This is a genomic window from Klebsiella sp. HMSC25G12, assembly GCF_001807705.1.
Lineage (GTDB): Bacteria > Pseudomonadota > Gammaproteobacteria > Enterobacterales > Enterobacteriaceae > Klebsiella > Klebsiella variicola.
Genome location: NZ_KV789841.1, coordinates 67,877 through 83,592 on the forward strand (window position 1 = coordinate 67,877; position 15,716 = coordinate 83,592).

General features: G+C 59.7%; 9 protein-coding genes and 2 pseudogenes. 3 read left to right on the forward strand and 8 right to left on the reverse strand.

Annotated features, from left to right (window positions below):
- Window positions 1-5: 5 nt before the first annotated feature.
- Window positions 6-194 (reverse strand): cellulose biosynthesis protein BcsR, encoded by a 189-nt coding sequence (bcsR, locus tag HMPREF3096_RS06620; RefSeq protein ID WP_002921513.1) that lies wholly within the window; start codon window positions 192-194, stop codon window positions 6-8.
- A 168-nt stretch (window positions 195-362) separates the two neighbouring features.
- Between bcsR and bcsE the strand changes: the two genes are divergently transcribed.
- From bcsE to bcsG, 3 genes are read left to right on the forward strand one after another with little or no spacing between them, the layout of a single operon-like run.
- Window positions 363-1,916 carry a cellulose biosynthesis protein BcsE gene (gene bcsE / locus HMPREF3096_RS06625; RefSeq protein WP_023323371.1) on the forward strand — a complete coding sequence of 518 codons (1,554 nt, stop codon included), beginning with the start codon at window positions 363-365 and terminating at the stop codon, window positions 1,914-1,916.
- Entirely contained in the window at window positions 1,916-2,113 is a 198-nt protein-coding gene (gene bcsF, locus HMPREF3096_RS06630) for a cellulose biosynthesis protein BcsF (protein WP_008806912.1), read from the forward strand. Before bcsE ends, bcsF begins: the two co-directional genes overlap by 1 nt.
- Window positions 2,110-3,789: a cellulose biosynthesis protein BcsG gene (gene bcsG, locus HMPREF3096_RS06635; RefSeq protein WP_012967087.1), complete on the forward strand. Its 1,680-nt coding sequence runs from the start codon at window positions 2,110-2,112 to the stop codon at window positions 3,787-3,789. The genes bcsF and bcsG overlap by 4 nt, the downstream gene beginning before the upstream one ends.
- A gap of 107 nt (window positions 3,790-3,896) precedes the next feature.
- Here the strand turns inward: bcsG and HMPREF3096_RS06640 are convergent, their stop codons facing one another.
- The 7 genes and pseudogenes from HMPREF3096_RS06640 to HMPREF3096_RS06670 form a co-directional block, all read right to left on the reverse strand.
- Window positions 3,897-4,898, reverse strand: coding sequence for a glycosyl hydrolase family 8 (locus HMPREF3096_RS06640; protein WP_032731431.1), 1,002 nt, complete (start codon window positions 4,896-4,898; stop codon window positions 3,897-3,899).
- Window positions 4,899-4,909: 11 nt separating this feature from the next.
- Window positions 4,910-5,386 carry a cellulose biosynthesis protein BcsD gene (bcsD, locus tag HMPREF3096_RS06645; protein ID WP_008806909.1) on the reverse strand — a complete coding sequence of 159 codons (477 nt, stop codon included), beginning with the start codon at window positions 5,384-5,386 and terminating at the stop codon, window positions 4,910-4,912.
- A pseudogene (locus HMPREF3096_RS06650) lies at window positions 5,386-9,425 on the reverse strand (cellulose synthase subunit BcsC-related outer membrane protein). The gene bcsD and the pseudogene HMPREF3096_RS06650 overlap by 1 nt, the downstream one beginning before the upstream one ends.
- Entirely contained in the window at window positions 9,425-11,857 is a 2,433-nt protein-coding gene (bcsB, locus tag HMPREF3096_RS06655; protein ID WP_023340812.1) for a cellulose biosynthesis cyclic di-GMP-binding regulatory protein BcsB, read from the reverse strand. The pseudogene HMPREF3096_RS06650 and the gene bcsB overlap by 1 nt, the downstream one beginning before the upstream one ends.
- Complete coding sequence (gene bcsA, locus HMPREF3096_RS06660; protein ID WP_008806906.1) at window positions 11,854-13,965, reverse strand: UDP-forming cellulose synthase catalytic subunit; 2,112 nt, start codon at window positions 13,963-13,965, stop codon at window positions 11,854-11,856. Before bcsA ends, bcsB begins: the two co-directional genes overlap by 4 nt.
- Window positions 13,966-13,984: 19 nt before the next feature.
- A pseudogene (locus tag HMPREF3096_RS06665) lies at window positions 13,985-14,777 on the reverse strand (cellulose synthase operon protein YhjQ/BcsQ).
- Between the two features lies 1 nt (window position 14,778).
- Window positions 14,779-15,315 (reverse strand): cellulose biosynthesis protein BcsO, encoded by a 537-nt coding sequence (locus HMPREF3096_RS06670; protein WP_008806904.1) that lies wholly within the window; start codon window positions 15,313-15,315, stop codon window positions 14,779-14,781.
- Window positions 15,316-15,716 lie beyond the last annotated feature (401 nt).

Below are 15,716 nucleotides of genomic sequence, written 5' to 3' on the forward strand. Positions count from 1 at the left end.
CTTCCTTATTTTTTCTCTGCAAACTCTGCCAGTAACGGCCAGCGCTTCAGCGCCGCATTCAGCTGCTCGCGCCGGGAAATATCATGATAATCAATATCCGGCAGGGAAAATGCCCGGCTTAGCGCCAGAAAATCATTTTGAAAGGTGTACCCCAGCGTGGCGTCCGTGGGTACTGCAGGATCTTTTGCTGGCATATCTCTGTCCGTTTGAAATTTATTATTAAACCAGAGGACGAATACAGCGCATCCTTAAAAGCAGGTGTACATGCTAAAACTGATGACCTTTAATTTCAATGTTAGGTTTACTCTGCCGGTTTCGCTAGTAAACTTATCCAGTGTCAATCAGGGCGCACGAGGGATGCCGTGGATAGTGTATTTACTTTGGGTATTTCATCATTATGGGATGAAGTGTGCCATATGCCGGTCGGTGGGGTATGGTGGCTCAACGTTGACCGTTATACCGATGCCGTCAGTCTGTTTAATCAGACGCTGGCCGCGCAGGCGAAAAACAGCAAGATCGCCGCGCTGGTAATGGGAGACAAACCTAATAATATCATTTCATTAGATAATGAAGGTGGCCCGGATAATATCGCGCTGTTCACCCTGCCGAATCGTCCGGAAGCCCTGGAAGAAATACATCGTGATTTAGTCTGCTCCCTCGAACCTGGCAATTACTTGTTTATTCTGCTATGCGCTGAAAATACCTGGCAAAATATAAATAAAGATAAGCTATGCGCGTGGGTGGAAAAGACCAGCCGCTGGGCGCAATATCACCGTTGCGCTTTCCTGGCGATCAATTCCGCCCAGGATATCGATCGACAGCTCACCCCATTATTACGCGAGTACCGTTCCCTTTCCGGCCTGGCAAGTATTCGTTACCAGGGCGACCGGCATCTCTTTGATATTGCCTGGTGGGGAAGCGACAAAGGCATCAGCGCTCAGCAGCAGCTGATGGTGCAACACGATGATGCCGGCTGGCGGCTGGCGCAGGAGACGGAAACCAGCGTTCAGCCACGTAGTGATGAGAAGGTGATCCTCAGCAATATGCGCGTGCTGGAAGGCGCCCCGCCGCTGTCGGAATACTGGACCCTGTTCGATACCAACGACGAGGTTTTCAACGCCGGGCGCACCGCACAAGCGGCCACGGTACTTTTCTCCATCACCCAGAATACGCAAATTGAACAGCTGGGCCGCTATATTCATACCCTGCGTCGCCAGCGCGGTACGGCGCTGAAAATTATTGTCCGTGAACAAACGCCCAGCCTGCGCGCGACGGATGAGCGGCTACTGCTTAGCAGCGGCGCCAGTCTGGTGATCCCCAGCAGCGCGTCGCTCTCCCGCTGTCTGACGTTGATCGAAAGCGTGCAGAACCAAAAATTCTCCCGCCATATTCCGGAGGATTTCGCCACGCTGTTGACCTGGAGCCAGCCGTTAAAGCTGCGCGGCTACCAGAAGTGGGATGCTTTCTGCGAGGCGGTACAGAACGTGATGGCCAATACCCTCCTGCCCGCCGACAGCAAAGGCGTGATGGTGGCCCTGCGCCCGGCGCCAGGGCTGCGCGTTGAGCAGGCGCTGACGTTATGCAAACCCAACCGGATGGGCGATATCATGACCATCGGCAATAACCGGCTGGTGCTGTTTTTGTCGTTTTGCCGGATTAATGACCTCGATACCGCGCTAAACCACATTTTCCCGCTGCCGACCGGCGATATTTTTTCTAACCGCATGGTGTGGTTTGAAGACAAGCAGATCCTCTCGGAAATCGTGATCATGCGCGGCGTCGAACCGGCGCGCTGGAACACGCCGCTGCCGCTGTCGGTGGGTAAAAACGAGACCATCAACGCCACCCACGATGGACGCCACTGGCGACGCTACCCCGAGCCGCACCGGTTAACCACCCGCGAGGAGCAAGCCTGATGATGTCTATCGCCGATATTCTGCAACTGGTGGTGCTCTGCGCCCTGCTGTTTTTCCCGCTGGGTTACCTGACGCGCCATTACCAGCGCCGTATTCGCACGACGTTAAGATTGATGTTCTTTAAACCCCGTTACGTGAAACCGGCAGGCGTATTACGCCGGGGAGCCACGGTTAAGCAAGGCAAAGCGAACAAATGACAAACACTAAACCGACCGCGACACCGCTTCCGCTCTGGCAGTACTGGCGCGGCCTTGGCGGCTGGAATTTATATTTTCTGGTCAAATTTGCCCTGCTGTGGGCCGGGTATCTCAATTTCCACCCGATGCTGAACCTGGTGTTTCTCGCCTTTCTGCTGGTGCCGATCCCGCGCGAAAAGCTGCACCGTATCCGCCACTGGATCGCTATTCCGCTCGGCTTCGCGCTGTTCTGGCACGATACCTGGCTGCCCGGTCCGGAGACGCTTCTTAGCCAGGGTTCGCAAATCGCCGGCTTCAGCGCCAGCTATATCTGGGATCTGATCGTCCGGTTTATTAACTGGAGCATGGTCGGCGCCTTCTTTGTTTTACTGGTCCTGTGGCTGTTTATCAGTCAGTGGCTGCGCGTCACTGTGTTTGTCTCCGCGATGGTCGTCTGGCTGGCGGTCAGCCCGCTGCTGCCGGCCTTTACCCTGTGGCCCGCCGGTCAGCCCACCACGGCCGCCGCCACGACCGCGCCGGCCAATACCGGGGCCAACGCCGCCGCTGGCACCGCGACCAGCCCCGCCAGCAGCGATATTCCACCGCAGACCGAGCCGCCGACGTCAGCCAATCTCACCAACTGGCTGAACGGTTTCTATGCCGCCGAGCAGAAGCGCAAAACGCCGTTCCCGGACCAGCTGCCGGCGGATGCCCAGCCGTTTGACCTGCTGGTGATCAATATCTGCTCGCTCTCCTGGTCGGATATTGAAGCCGCCGGTCTGATGGACCATCCGCTGTGGAAGCATTTTGATATTGTCTTCAAAAACTTTAACTCCGCGACCTCCTACAGCGGCCCGGCGGCGGTGCGCCTGCTGCGCGCCAGCTGCGGCCAACTGTCGCATACCAACCTGTATCAGCCGTCCGGCGCCGATTGCTACCTGTTTGAAAACCTGGCGAAACTCGGCTTCAACCAGCAGCTGATGCTCGGCCATAACGGTCTGTTCGGCGACTTCCTGAAAGAACTGCGTTCGCTGGGCGGCATGCAGAGCCCGCTGATGGACCAGACCGGATTGCCGGTCAGCCTGCAGGCGTTTGACGGCTCCCCGGTGTATGAGGATCTGGCGGTCCTCAACCGCTGGCTGAAGACCGAAGAGGCCAGCAGCAATCCGCGGAGCGCCACCTTCTATAACACCCTGCCGCTGCATGACGGCAACCACTTCCCGGGGCAAAGCAAAACCGCAGACTACAAAGTGCGGGCGCAGAAGCTGTTTGATGACCTGGATAACTTCTTCACCGAGCTGGAGAAATCGGGGCGGAAAGTGATGGTGGTGGTGGTGCCGGAACACGGCGGCGCGCTGAAGGGCGATAAGATGCAGGTCTCTGGCCTGCGGGATATCCCGAGCCCGTCGATCACTAACGTCCCGACGGCGGTAAAATTCTTCGGCATGAAAGCGCCGCATGAAGGGGCGCCGATTATCATCGATCAGCCCAGCAGTTACCTGGCGGTGTCGGAGCTGGTGGTGCGTGCCCTCGACGGCAAAATGTTCAGCGAGGACAGCGTCAACTGGCAGCAGTATGTCGCAAACCTGCCGCAGAGCGCAGCGGTGTCCGAAAACGCCAACGCCATCGTCATCCAGTATCAGGGCAAGCCTTATGTCCAGCTGAATGGCGGTAGCTGGGTGCCTTATCCGCAATAAGCGACAAGGCCGCCCAAACTGGCGGCCTTACATCGTGAGACGTTCCCATTCTCCCTTCCCCACCCGCATGCCTACGGGCGGGGAAGGCGGCAAATCAATCACCGTCTCTAACGCTGATCCTGTTTCGCCAGCCAGACCAACTGCTTGAGGCTGGCAGAGTAATAATCATCCTTGTCGTCAATCTGCGGCGCCTCCTGCGGTTCACCCAGCGTCAGATCGCGCACCGCCAGCAGACCGCCGGCCATATACCAGGGGGCCACCTCGTTGGTGCTGACGTTGATCCACGCCGGGGTTTGCAGACGCGGGTAACTCTGCATCCAGGCCTTCCACGGCGCGAGCAAAGCGCTTTGCGGATCGGCCCACGAGAGATACAGCGGGATACGAATCGCATCGAAACTCATCCGCGGCGGCCACTCTTTGGCTGGCAGCATCTTGCCATCTGCCCGCAGCGCCACCCAGTCGCTGGGCAGGTGTGATTTCCCCCACCCCATCTGCCCCAGCAGCGCCTGTCCGTCGGTCTGCAATGTCCGCCAGGCGGTCAGATGCGTCCGCTCCGCGAAGGCGCGCCAGGCCGGAAAGATGAAATAGGAGGGATTAAGGTTCAGATGGTCGTTGAGATTGAACCCTTTCACGCCCGGGAGCATCACCTGACGACCGGCGAAGGTCACCACCGTATATTTCAGCAGGGAGGCGGTGATGGCATCCGAGGCAATCGCGTAGCGCTTGTCCTGCCACTGCTTTTGCGCACGCAACAGCGCCCAGGCGATCAGCGTATCGCCATCAGAGGCGTTGTTTTTATCGGCGATAGGGTCCGGCGCCACCGGGTTATAACGCCAGTAAAACATCCCGTTAGACTTATCGCGCAGGGTGCTGTCCGTCCACTGCCACAGCTTGTCGAACGCCGGGCGATCGTTATTCGCCACCGCCAGGAGCATGGCAAAGCCCTGACCTTCCGTATGCGACACATTGCCATTGGCGGTATCAATGATACGGCCGTCCGGCATCATAAAACGGGCCTTATAGCGCTCCCAGGCCGTATCCGCCCACGCCCGGGGCACCAGCATCACTGCCGTTGTCACTATCACCGCCACTAAAGCACGCAGGGGCATACATTCACTCATTATGGATGGTAGTAAAGAAACTGAACGTCAGAGACAGAGAACACCCGCTCACGTTGTAAAACGACATGAGCACTGCCTCCCTGACTCTGCAGCCAGCGAGAATATAACCCCTCCAGTATGGCACAGAACGCGTTGCACCAGCGCACGCGTCCCGCGTCGTCCCGGCTGACCGGCAACGCCTGATGGCGCAGGCGCAGGCCATCCTCACCGACATCAATCGTCACCACGCCCCAGTGGAAATGGGTCAGCAGCCGGTTGATATTCGCCTCCAGCTCTCCCACCGTCTCCGACGCCGGCAGCGGATGGGTCTCCGCCAGCGAGGCGCCCATCTGACGCAGGAAGGGCTGGCTTTCCAGCTCGCCGGCATTATTTAACATACCTTCGACCATAATCACCAACAGATCGAACCATCCGGCAGGCGTCTGCTGTTGCTGGAACCAGGTCGTGACCACCGGGTTATTGTTCTCCGTCATCATCAATGATCTCCCAACATATAGCGGATATAGAGCCCGGCGGTACTTTCGTTATAATCCCCGAAGGTGTCATAGCCAATCTGGCCCCCCAGCGTCATCTGTTTGTTAACCTTGTAGTCCGCCCCGGCGCGCAGGGTATAGCCGATGCCGCTCTTCGAGGTCGCGGAATAGTAGGCTTCCTTGGCAAACCCATTGCTCACCGCCGTCTCCAGGGTCTGCTGCCACTCCGAATTGGTCGGGAAATAGGCGCTCTTATCCTGACTGTAAGACTGGTAGCCCACCGAGCCGCCAAGCTTCATGGTCCAGTTATCATATTTCTCCGTCAGACTGACCGGCAGCGACACGCTGACATAGTTTTGCGGGCTAAAGTAGCCCCCCTGGCCATAGGTGAAGTAGCTGAGGTTCTTGGAATAATCCATATAGCTCATGCTCAACCCGGTCTGTAACTGGCGGTATTCGTCATGATAGGGCCGCAGATAGACCCCGGCATTGGCGTTAATGCTGGTGTTGCTGGCGACGTTCTGCCCCAGATAGCTGTATCCGCCACCGCCGACATAGAAGCCCGCGTCGCCGTCGTCATAGCTCAGCTGCAGGGTGCCGCCGTTTTTCGTCACCTGCCCCCAGGTTTTACCGGAATAGGCGTCTTTCAGACCAACGTAAGAAAGCAGGCTGTCGGTCAGTGAGCGGCGTTCGCCGGTCAGGATCAGCGACAGGTAGTTGCTCAGCTTAGGCGACCATTTCACCCCACCGACAACGGTATTGAGATCCTGGCCCAGCGGCGTGCTGCCAATATCGACGCGATAATCGTCACCGCTTAATGCCAGCGCCAACTCGACGCCGTTAGCCTTCTGCGAATCAGTTGAGCCGCTGGTCTGGTCAACGTTCGGCTTACGGCTGGAAGAGGCCAGATAGCTGGCGACCTGTCCCGAATCATAGCTCCCGAGCTTCGCCAGATTTTCCATCCCGCTGCTGGTGGTCGGATTGAAATCTGCCGCATTCAGGGTGCCCAGGCCGCTTAAGGCTTCGGCCCCCGGATTGCTGGCAAAATAGGCCGTCCGCTCCGCCTCGGTCATCGAGGCGATCGCCGCCTGCTCGCTGGTGGCGGTACTCACCATATTGGAGACCGCGTTAGCCAGCGGGTTGGCGCCGTAGCGACGCCAGGCGTCGCCGCTGGCGGTTCCGGCGTTCAACGACACCGGGGTGACGGTAAAGTCAAAGCGCGAATCGCCAAATGGCGAAGAAGACCAGGTCAGCGGCGTCCGGAGCTCCGTCAGCTTGCTGGTACCCGATTCGCCGTCGCGCCCGCGCACGTCCATACCGCCCTGCAGCCAGCTGCCGGTTTTCTCCTGCAGCGACTCCATCATGGTGTCCACCTGGCGCAGCATCCGCGTCTCGGCGGTGTCCACTGGCAGATCGGGGCGCTGGATCCCCGGCAGCGTGGAACCGGGCGCGGCGGCCGACTGGGCGACCTGCCACGGCATATACTGCCCGTAGGCGGAGGCCGTTCGCGTCGGCGCCGACGTTTGCGACACGCCGATGAAGGGGTTATCCGCCGCCAGCACCCCGCCGACGGTTGGCGTTTCGCTGCTGTTGGTGCTTTGCATACCCAGCAGTTTGCCGCGGGCGCTACGCAGGTAGGTCATCGCCTGCTGATGATGGCCCTGCGCCTCTGCGACTCTCGCCAGCAGCAGCAGGCGGTCCGGGGAGTTATCCTGACGCAAGCCGCCGGCCAGCTGTTCGGCGCGATCGTTATTCCCCGCCGACAGCGCCACGTCGATGGCCCCGGCGCGCGCATCCTGGTTCGGCGTATCACGCGTCATCAGGTAGTCATAAACCACCCCGGCCTCTTTATTCATTTTGCCGCTCTGGTACAACCGCGCCATCGCGAACATCAGATCGGTATTCTGCGGGTCGCTTTGCATGGCGCGGATCAGCTTGTCATACGCCGCGGCGTAGTTGCCCTGCTCGCGCAGGCGATCGGCTTCGTTGATCACATAGCCATTGCGAATACTCGCCAGCTGCGTCGGCGTACTGCTGGCCTGCAGCTGTGGATTGCTGAGCAAGTTCTGCGCCTCGCCGGTCAGCCCGGCCTGGTTCAGCACCGCAATCTGATCGGCGTAATCACCGGCGTTGCCGGACACCCCGCTGCTGATATTGTTGCGCACCAGCGAGACCGCGGTAGTCAGATCGCCGCTCTCGGCCAGCAGCCGCGCCAGCTTGCCGGCGTCCGCCGGGGCTTTCGGCGGCGTGGAGGCCATCGCCCGCAGGGTATTGCTGGCGGCAGTGCGGTTGCCCTGCGCCAGATAGTTTTCGGCGGTCGCCAGCTGCAGGTTGTAGTTCACCCGCTGGCGTAAATCGCGCATGTCGCTGGTCTGGCTGCCGCCGGGAATGCGCGCCAGCAGCGTCTGCGCCTGCTGCCATGCGCCGTTTTCGCTGGCAAACAGGGCGGCGGCATACAGCGCATTGTTGCTGGCGCCGGGGCGATAGGCCGCCGACATCAGCGAAGAGGCCTCGCTGCCGTTACCCGATTTTTGCAACAGCCGGGCCAGATCAAGGCGCAGCCAGGGATCGTCCGGATAGCGGGCGACGCCTTCGCGCAGAGTGGCAATCGCGCCGCCTGGGTTACCGCTGCTGACCTGCGCCTGGGCCTGACGGCGCACGGCATCGCCCGGCATACCGGCCACCACCCGCGGCTGCAGTTTTTGCTGCAGGCTCTGCGGGAGCGTCTGCAGCATCGCCTGCGCCTCGGCGGATTTATTCTGCTCGCGCAGCACGTAATAGAGGTTTTCCCGCCCCGCCGCGTTCTGCGGATCGTCGCTTAACAGCGAGCGCAGCGTTTGCTCCGCCTGGGGCAAATCTTTGTTATGCCGCAGTACATCAGCGCGGAACAGCTTCGCCGAGGCGCCCCGCGCCCCGCTCTGCTGCGCCAGCGGCGCGGAGAGCGCCAGCGCCTGACTAATATTGCCCTGCTTATAGGCCTGCTGCGCCTGCGCCAGCTGGCCGTAGAACAGCGCATCGGCCGCCTGCTGACGACGGGTCGCCGAGGCGTCGCCGCCCGGCTCAAATACTGTGACGCGGCCTGGTAGTCGCCGCTGCGCTGCGCGATATAACCCATGCCCGCCAGCGCATCGGCATCCTGCGGGTTGGTCTGCAGCACCTCTTCAAATTGCTGCTTCGCGGCGGCGGTATTGCCGCTGTTCAGATTGGCGTAGCCCTGGCCACGCGCCTGACCACTGCGCCGTTCGCGAAAGTAATTCTGGACTTCGCTATCCTGCGGATGCCGCTGCATCCAGGTATCATAATACTGCTCATCGCCGGCCTGCGGGCCCAGCCAGAGCAGCGCCTGACGCAAGCCGCTGTCCGCCTCTTTGTTGCCGCTGGCCATCGGCTCAAGCAGAGCGATCCCTTCCCGGCGGGTCTCTTCCCGCCAGGTTAAGGCTTTGCCCAGCGCCACCCGCGGGGCATTTTCCTGCGGATGCTGGGCCACGTACTGGCGCAGTTCGCTGATGGCCTGCGGATAGAGCGATTTGTCGCTGGCCATGGTCAGGTAATATTCCGCCGCCAGCCCGGCAGGCGGCGTATTGCCATTAAACATGCTGCGCCAGGTCGCCAGCGCCCCGGGAATATTGCCGCCGCGCGCCTGCTGGCGGGCCAGACTGAGCTGCCCCTGCGGCACCTGCGACATCTTTTTAGCGTTGTCTAAATCCTGCAGCCCCGGGCTGTCCGGCGCCGCTTTCGCCAGCCGGGCGCGCCACTGCGCCGCCGCCTGCATATCGCCACCCTGCTGCGACCAGAGCGCCATCAGATACAGCGCCTGGGTGTTATTGGCATCGACCGAAAGCACCTTCTGCAGGGACTCCATCGCCAGTTCGTCATGGGATTTCTCATGCCAGTAGTTGGCCTGGGCGAACAGCGCCTGCAGCGCCGCGTCGTTACCTGCCGCCAGCGCGCCGCCAGCAGCACCGAGAGTCAACGCGCCGGTGAGGCAGAACGTCGTGAGCCGGCGGGAGGTTTTCATCGTTATTGTTATCTTTCTTTTCATTAGTTATCCCCCGAACCCAGACGCTTACGGGCATGACGTTTAAACATCGCGGTCAGCGCCAGTCCCATTATCGAGGTGGCAATCAGCCCCAGCACCGCCAGGAAACCGGAATGCTGGCTGGCATACCAGACAGCCATCATGTACCACGGCATCTGACCGCTGGGGAACGGCGTGCTGACCTGGAAGCTGCGCACCCCGTTATCACTGGTGATCACCGCGGTATCGCCACGGATCCCGGCGTTGATACGCGGCGAGTCCAGATCGGTCTTCAATCGCGCCAGCTGGTCATCATTGCTGGCCATCGCCACCACCACCAGGCGAGTCGCGTTCCACGGCGAACGATAGCTGATGAACCCGCGCCAGGCGCTGCTGGACGAGAAGTAGCGATCGGCATCGAGGCTGGCCGAGGTCCAGTCGCCGGTGAGCCGACGCTGCACTTTTTGCCACAGGTCAGGCTCACGGACGCTCAGTGTGTTATCCACCGGACGATACGGTGAATCAGCCAGCAGGCTCTGGTTAAAGGCCTGCTGATCGAGAGCGGTGACTGCCAGCACGTCACGTTCGCGCAGCGACTGCAGATCCGCGCCACCGGTCGGCATCCCGAGCACGACGCGGTTATTCGCCAGCGCAGTGCCGGTCGCATTTCCGGAGCGCGCCGCCAGATTCAGCAGGGTGGCCACCTGGGTCTCAGACGGGTCCGCCGGCAGCATAAGCGTCGTTTGCGAATAGTCCGCCAGTCGCGAGAAAGGGAATGAGGCGCCAACGAAATAGGAGAGGTTTGGCAGCAGCGAGAAGTGTCGCGTTTTGCTCAAATCAATCCAGGAATCGTCAGTGATCCGGCTCTTGATATTGTTATTCAGCAGTACCGAGCACGGAACATCATCCTTCGGCACCACATTGAAGTACATCGACAGCTGGTTATCGCCGTAGATCAGATAGGGCGCCAGCGGGATGGTAAAGCGCTCCTGGCGCGCATCGCCCCCGAGGTGGCGCCAGACTTTCTCCAGCGGCCCCTGCTTGTTCATCGCCAGGTTATTGAGGAAGGTACCGTTGAGCGTGACGCTCAGCAGGGACTTGTCCTCATTAATCCAGCTTTCCGACGGGAAGCGGTAGCCAACCTGCAGCGGGATCGTCTCGCCATCCCAGAGATAGAGGTCGGGCGCGGCGCGAAAGGCGATACGTAAAGGCTCATGCCAGACGCCGCTGACGGTCGGGCTTTGATCCTTACGCAACAGTTCGCTGAGCCTGACCGGACGATCGGTGGGGATCCAGCGCGGCGCATCGTACGCTTTACCAACCGGGATGGTCTGCGATTCGACATCCAGCGTCGCGGTTTGCGGGGCGAAGTTGCCGCGGGTCAACCGCCAGGCGGCCATGCGCAGCGCGGTATCGTTTTTACCGACAATCAGCAGCAGTTTGTAGGCCGGATTGGCGGGGTTGGCGATGATGCGCAGCAGCGGTTTATCGGTTTCCGGCAGCGTCATGCCGCCCACCTGCTCGCCCGGATGGCCAATCACAATACCATGGCGTTCCGGCAGGCGATCGCGCAGGGCGCTGAAGGCGATGCCGCGATAGTCCGCCTGGATACCCAGCCATGAAGAGACCAGCGCCGCGGCGCTGAAGACGTCAGCCGACGGCTTCGCCCCATAGGCGACCGCGATGTCCGCCGGGGTCATCTGCATACTGTCAAAGAAGGGGCGTGGGAAGTGGCTCAGGTCGTCGCTGATGTTCAGTTGCTGGCTTTCCCAGCTGAAATGCGACGTGGGCAGCACCGTCACCCGCGACGAATCATGAATATCACGCTGGCACTGCAGGGTATCGCCATCGTTGATCTTCACGCTCAGGTTATTGCTGGAGACCATCAGCGCGGGCGGAATATCCAGCTGATAATGGGAGACATCCTCGCCATCGGCACCCAGCGGCAGAGTGCCGAGGGGCTGACCGTTGAGCATCAGCTGCAGGGTGGCGTTGCGGCTCGCCATTTCCGGCGATACGCGGACGGCAAGGCTGAGCTGGGAATGGATCACCACCTGGTCGGAAGGCAGCGTAAAGCTAACGCCCCCCTGCCGCTGGCCGCCGCTGAGGATAATGCCGTCCGGCATCCCCATTTGCGCCAGATTCAGATCGCCTCCCCAAACCGGGGCAACGGGGATGACATCGGGCGCAACCGTGTCGCTCACCGGCGGGGTTACTGCGGGCATCTCAGGCACAGGCGTTGTCAACGCCGCATCGCCTGCGGGGGCGGGCGCTACCGCTGGCGTGGCCTCTTCCGGAGCGGCCGCCGGAGGTTCGTCACCGGGCTCATTGTCCGCCGCGCCGTTGAGCTGCGGAAAACTCAGCGGGACTGAAGCGCCAGTAGCCGGCTCTTCACTGTGCAGCGCAGGCGCAGAGAACATCCCTGCCAGCAGCGCCAGCGTCGTTAATCGCTTCATAACGTCCCATCCTCCTGCGCCGTTTTCGCCACAGCCGTCCGGCTGCGCTGGCTGCGACGGGTTTTCCACGTCAACCAGAACAGTTCGAACACGCAGCGCAAAATGGTGAAGAAGGAGCGGAACGGGTTATCCTGCGGGCGCGGCGGATTAATCCAGGCATCCGCGCGGGCCAGCACCACCCGCACCAGTTCACGGCGGCGCGAGAGAGGAATATCTTCATCAAACTTGAGGCGCAGGAAGCGCTCGTCTGAGGTGACCAGCTGAGCCGGAATGGAGATAGCCCCGGACTGCAGGATCAGCTCAATCTCTTCGATATCATCCTCCAGATGGCGCATATCCGGCGCGGCCACGCGGCAGCCGCCCATCGACAGGTCCGCGGTATGGCTGCGGGAAACGATACCGCTGGCGTAATGGATCACCACCGGAATGTCGACATCGATACGAATGGTTTTTCGCACCTGCCGCGTTTCGCGCGCTACGGCAATCGCCGCCAGCAGGAAGATCAGGCTGTAGATCCCCCACCCGACGTTGAGGGCGATAACGTTGGGATCCGAACCAAAGTAGTCATGGCCTATCGCCCGGACGATGCCGACGACCACCCCCAGGGCCAGCAGGCAGGCCACCACCAGGTGCGGCCGCACCACGGTGAAATCGAAGTAACCGACGTCAAGCAGCCCGCCCTTATCGGTAACGTTGAATTTGCCGCGTTTGGGGAAAATCATCGTCACCAGTGTCGGCAGCACCAGGTGGAAGGCCAGCACAATATCGTAGATCTCCCCCCAGAAGCTGTAGCGATAGCGGCCGTTCATTCGCGAACCAACGTAAATAGCGAGGAACAGATGCGGCAGGGCATAGGAGACAATCAGGCTCGCTGAAGAGTAAATAATATTGAGGTTAAACAGCAGATAAGCCAGCGGGGCGGTGACAAACACCACCCTCGGGAGCGCGAACTGGTAGTAGAGCATGGCGCTCAGGTAGCACAAGCGCTGCTGGAAGGTCAGGCCGCGACCAAACAGGGGATTATCGACGCGAAAGATCTGCGTCATCCCGCGCGCCCAGCGGGTTCGCTGGATGACGTGCACCACCAGACGTTCGGTGGCGAGACCAGCCGCCAGCGGAATATCGAGAAAGGCCGACTTCCATCCCAGACGCTGAAACTTCAGCGCCGTATGGGCATCTTCGGTCACCGTTTCGACAGCGAAACCGCCGATCTGCGCCAGCGCCTCGCGGCGGATCACCGCGCAGGAGCCGCAGAAAAAGGTGGCGTTCCAGTTGTCGTTCCCCTGCTGAATCGGGCCATAGAACAACATCCCTTCGTTCGGGATGTTGCGCCCGACGGAGAGGTTACGTTCAAACGGGTCCGGGGAATAGAAATAGTGCGGCGTCTGCACCAGAGCCAGCATCGGATCTTTCAGGAAACCGCCGACGGTGGCCTGCAGGAAGACGCGCGTGGCGACGTGGTCGCAGTCGAAAACGCAGATAAGCTCCCCGTGGGTCAGGGTCAGCGCATGGTTAAGGTTCCCCGCTTTGGCGTGCTTGTTGTCGTTACGGGTGATATAGCCCACGCCGACGTCGGCGGCGAACACGGCAAACTCACTGCGTTTGCCATCATCCAGAAGATAGATCTTCATTTTATCTTTTGGATAATCAATGCATTGTGCCGCCAGGACGGTATCGCGCACCACCTCTAACGGTTCGTTATAGCTCGGAATATAGATATCAACCGTCGGCCACTTGCTCATATCATCCGGCAGCGGAACAATGCCGCGCTTCAGCGGCCAGACCGTCTGCAGGTAGTTAAGCAGCAGCATCACCCAGATATAAACTTCCGCCAGAAAGAGTCCCATTCCGAGAATGGCTTCAATGGACGAGTTGAAGTGCAGGGTCTGCGTGAGGCGAAAATACATATAACGCGTGGACATCAGCAGCGACGTGACGACCATAATGACCGATACGCTGCGGCGCTTGCTGAAGCCCATCAGAAAGAGAATACCGATACTTAGCAGACCAAAAATATACTGCTTTTGGCTGTCCATCGGCGTGATCACCACCAGCACGGCGACGGGAGACAGCACCAGCGCCAGCAACCAAAAAAGAGATTTTTTCATTCAGCAGCCCTGCAATAAGTTAAAGCCCTGACATGCGTGGCTGGCTGTGCACCGTGCCATCGCCAATGTGGATACCCAACAGCGAAGATATTTTTTTAGCCATGATTTCAATATCAAAGGCCGCTGCGGAGGAGGCGTTGAAGTCCAGGATCGACTTCTGCGAGGCATTAGCCTCTACCACGCTTTCATCACGATGGATCACGCCAAGCAGTCGCTCGCCCAGTTTCTCTTCCATCAGGCTGGTGACGTCCCGGCTGACCTGGCGACGGCTATCGCTTTGGTTTATGACGAAATAGTGCCCGTGCTTATGATTCAGCGCCCCGCCGGTCAGGCGCTGTTTTTCCACGTGCGCCAGGGTCGACATCGAGGCGGTATCCGCCAGCAGCGGGATCAGATGCAGGTCCGCCAGCCCCGTCAGGGCCTTCAGCGCCGGTGAAGGCCCTGGCGGCATATCGGCGATGGTGATAAGCCCGGGATAGTTGAGCAGCGCCGACAGACCGCGCTGGAGAAAATGGTCATTGTGGGTCAGTTGCTCATCAAACGCCTGACGCTGCGCCTCGCTCACTTCGCCGTAAGGCAGGACGAAAATATTGCTGCCGGCGCTCAGCACACACTGGCTCCAGTCATGCAGTTCCAGCGCCTTCGCCACGTAGCCCCGCTCATCGCTCAGCGGCACGCCAAAATGCAAACGCAGCGCGTTCTGGACGTCAAAATCCAGCGCCAGGACTTTGCTGCCAGTCCGCGCCAGCGAATAAGCTAAATTGGCCGCAAGGGTCGTTTTCCCCACGCCACCTTTCGGTGAACAGACGCAAATCAACGGCATGTAGCGATCCTTTCCAGAAGAGATTTCAAAGGCTGGTCTTTATTTTTCGCCACCGGCTCCGCGGTTTTTGCCGCGAACAGGTGGGCATAGTTGTCGGCGCCCGGCGCAGGCCGCGGGGCCATCCTCGGCGGCGGGGCCATCACCGGTTCAGGTACTGGCGTCGCTGCCAAGGGCTCTGCCGTCATCGCTGGCGCCGGAGCGACAGGTTCCGGCATTGCAGGTTCTGCGACCGGCAGTGGGATCGCGGCAATAACTGGGGGGACTGGCGCAACCGGAGGTGATGCTGGCGCGGCGACCACAGGGTCGACACGCTGGAAGAGATCCGCAGGCACGGGCTGCGGCAGCGGCGCGGAGACCGACCCTCCCAGCGCCAGAGAAGCGGGTTTCCCGGCGTCGGGATTCAGCTGATTGAGGATCGCCCAATCCCCATGTTCCCGCGTGGCGGCTTGCGAAGAAAGATCCTGAAATTTGAGGTTTTGCGTCCGCGTTTTTTCTTGAAAGCGCTGCAGATCATCATAATGGTTCATTGATAACCTCATGATTTTAAAAATTTCATATTAAGTTTGTTGTTATTTTCTGGGTATATTAAAAATATCGTGACGCTTCTGGTATGGCAGATAAAGCGCCGGTGGTGACGTACCAATACACACGATTGACAGGGTTATAATAGTTTAGAATTTGATTTTTGGGATGATTCCACGGCAGAAGTATCGCTACACTAACACTTCCCTTTCAGAAGGATAGCCCCATTTTTTAGGTATGCGTACATCCTTAACCCCCGCAACCATCGCGCTTCCCAGTCGTTTTTATATAAAAGTATTACGCCATGATGAAATCATAGCGTCAGTTGGACGAAAGAATAAACCTGAACCATTTTAATTTCTCTTTAATTCTATGGAAGGTGCGAATAAGCAGGTCATTTCTTCCC